This is a genomic window from Nitratidesulfovibrio oxamicus, from assembly GCF_015731765.1.
In the GTDB taxonomy this organism is placed as follows: domain Bacteria; phylum Desulfobacterota; class Desulfovibrionia; order Desulfovibrionales; family Desulfovibrionaceae; genus Cupidesulfovibrio; species Cupidesulfovibrio oxamicus.
In genome coordinates this window covers 1-2,841 of the sequence record NZ_VRYY01000337.1, presented here as the reverse complement: position 1 = coordinate 2,841, position 2,841 = coordinate 1, and the positions used below count along the sequence as shown (strand labels likewise).

At 68.7% G+C, this 2,841-nt stretch carries 3 protein-coding genes; all 3 read left to right on the top strand.

Annotated features, from left to right (window positions below; genetic code table 11):
• The first annotated feature begins 59 nt into the window (after positions 1-59).
• Entirely contained in the window at positions 60-1,091 is a 1,032-nt protein-coding gene (locus tag FVW20_RS11700; protein ID WP_196609751.1) for an ABC transporter permease, read from the top strand.
• A 44-nt stretch (positions 1,092-1,135) separates the two neighbouring features.
• Positions 1,136-1,942, top strand: coding sequence for an ABC transporter permease (locus FVW20_RS11695; RefSeq protein WP_372434989.1), 807 nt, complete (start codon positions 1,136-1,138; stop codon positions 1,940-1,942).
• Between the two features lie 3 nt (positions 1,943-1,945).
• Positions 1,946-2,841, top strand: an 896-nt coding sequence (locus FVW20_RS11690) for a glycosyltransferase family protein (protein ID WP_196609749.1), incomplete at its 3' end; no start/stop codon positions are given.

Below are 2,841 nucleotides of genomic sequence, written 5' to 3'. Positions count from 1 at the left end.
CCGCCGCCGCAGACACCCCGGCGGAAGGCGCCCGCCATCACGCGCCGCGCCCTGGCCGCATGGCTGCCATGCTGCGCCGCATGGGCCGCAAGCTGGCGTGGATGCTCTTCGTGTTCTGGGGCATCACGATCATCAGTTTCTGGGTCATCCATCTGGCCCCCGGCTCACCCACGGACATGCAGACCACCATGAATCCGCTGGCCGGGGCGGAAACGCGCAAGCGCCTGGAAGCCCTGTACGGCCTCGATAAGCCGCTGCACGTGCAGTACGTGCAGTGGCTGGGGCGCCTGGCCCGGCTGGACTTCGGCAATTCAATGTCCAGCGACCCGCGCCCGGTGTGGGACAAGATCAAGGAACGGCTGCCTCTTACCGTGGGCATGAACGTGGCCTCGCTGGTGCTCACCCTGCTCTGCGCCATTCCCATCGGGGTTGCGTCCGCCCATTGGCAGGGCAGGCTGTTCGACCGGGCCATGACGGTGCTGGTGTTCATGGGCTTTGCCATGCCCGGCTTCTGGCTGGCGCTGCTGCTGATGCTGCTGTTCGGCATCCACCTGCAGTGGCTGCCGCTTTCCGGCCTGACATCGCTGGACCATGCCGCCATGTCGCCAATGGGCAAGGCATGGGACATCATGGCGCATCTGGCCATGCCCATCTTCATATACACCTTCGGCAGCCTGGCCGGCCTTTCGCGGTTCATGCGCGCCTCCATGCTGGAGGTGCTGCGACAGGACTACATCCTTACCGCGCGGGCCAAGGGGCTGCCGGTGCGCACGGTGATCTTCCGCCATGCGCTGCGCAACGCGCTGCTGCCGGTCATCACCATCCTCGGGCTTTCGCTGCCGGGGCTCATCGGCGGCAGCGTGATCATCGAATCCATCTTCGGCCTGCCCGGTCTGGGGCAGCTGTTCTACCAGGCGGTCATGGCCCGCGACTACCCGCTGATCATGGGTAACCTGGTGCTGGGCGCGGTGCTGACGCTGGTCGGCAACCTGCTGGCAGACCTGTGCTACGGCCTGGCCGACCCGCGCATCCGGCTCACCGGGGGCGCGGGCAGTGACGGCGCAGGCAACGGTGACGGGGGCAACGCATGAGCGCCGCCGATCTGTTTTCTCCCCGCCGCTGGCTGCATTTCTGGATGCGCCACCCCATGCTGGCCACCGGCCTGTCGCTGGTGCTGGGCATGTCCGCTGCGGCCCTGCTGGCTCCGTGGATAGCCCCGCACGACCCCACCGCGCTGGACCTGACGGCCATCCTGCAACCGCCGTCATCCGCGCATCCGCTGGGCACGGACGCCCTGGGGCGCGACGTGCTCTCGCGCATGCTGCACGGGGCGCGGGTGTCGCTGTGGGTGGGCTTTGTCTCGGTGGGCATTTCCGTTGCCATCGGCCTCGCGCTGGGGCTGGCGGCGGGCTACTTCGGCGGACTGGCGGACGAGTTGATCATGCGCTGCGTGGACATCATGCTGTGCTTCCCCTCGTTCTTCCTGATCCTTGCGGTCATCGCCTTCCTGGAGCCCAGCCTGCTGAACATCATGGCGGTGATCGGGCTCACCTCGTGGATGGGCGTGGCCCGGCTGGTGCGCGCGGAAACCCTGTCCCTGCGCGAACGCGACTTCATCGCTGCCGCGCGGCTGGCCGGTGCGGGGCCGGTGCGCATCCTGTCCCTGCACGTGCTGCCCAACGCCGTGGCCCCGGTGCTGGTTTCCGCCACGCTGGGCGTGGCCGGGGCCATCCTGACCGAATCGGCCCTGAGCTTTCTGGGGCTTGGCGTGCAGCCGCCCATGCCCAGTTGGGGCAACATGCTGCTGGAAGGCAAGGACGTGCTGGAGATTGCCCCGTGGCTGTCCGTGTTTCCGGGCTGCGCCATCCTGTTCACCGTGCTCGGCTACAATCTGCTGGGCGAAAGCCTGCGCGACCTGCTGGACCCGCGCCTGAAGCGCTAGGCCATGCGCATCGCCTGCGTCGGCACGCATCTGGCCGCCAGCTTCACGCGCATGGGCCACGAGGTGCTGGACCTGCACCCGCCCGGCGGCATCGTGGACATCGCCGCCCTGCTGGATGCGCGCGGCTTCGCGCCCGACCTGCTGGTGCAGCAGGAAACGTTGGGCCCGCGGGTGATCCTGGCCGGACTGGAAACCCTGCCCTGCCGCAAGGCCTACTGGGCCATCGACAGCCACCTGAACATGCACTGGCACCGCCACTACGCGCGGCTGTTCGACGTGCTGTTCACCCCCCACCTTTCGCTGTTCCGGGCACTGCCGCCGCAGTGGCGCCATCCGCAGGCCGTGCACCTGGCCATGAGCGGGCACGCCCGCCCGTGGCACCCCCACGCCGGGCGCGGGCACGACATTTCCCTGGTGGGCGTGCTGGACAAGCACCGCCCCCTGCGCGGCTGGCTGGCCGAACTTCTGCGGGACCGGTTCGGCGTGCAGGCCCGGCAGGGCGTGCCCTTTGCCGAAATGCTGGCCCTCTACGGCGATACGCGCATCATTCCCAACGAGTCCATTGGGTTCGAGGTCAATTTTCGCCTTACGGAAGGGGCATCGTGCGGGGCCTGCGTGCTGACGCCAGACGTGGGACCGGACCAGGACGCGCTGTTCGACGACGGCCACGAAATGGTGGTCTACGCCGACGGGCTGGACATGCTGGAAAAGCTGCGCTTCCTGTTGCGCAGGCCGGATGTGGCCGAACGCATCGGTCGGGCCGCATGGGAGCGGGTGCAGGCGCACCATCTGCCGGGCCACCGGGCGGCCACGGTGCTGGACGCCGTGGACAGGGCGCCGGGCAACGCCGCCACCGGCGCGGCTGGCGCTGAAGTCTTGTGGCTGGCGCTGTTCCACCG

Excerpts from the sequence above, each read along its gene's own strand:
- FVW20_RS11695 (WP_372434989.1), top strand. The coding sequence starts at position 1,136 with ATGCGCCACCCCATGCTGGCCACCGGCCTGTCGCTGGTGCTGGGCATG.
- FVW20_RS11700 (WP_196609751.1), top strand. The coding sequence starts at position 60 with ATGGCTGCCATGCTGCGCCGCATGGGCCGCAAGCTGGCGTGGATGCTC.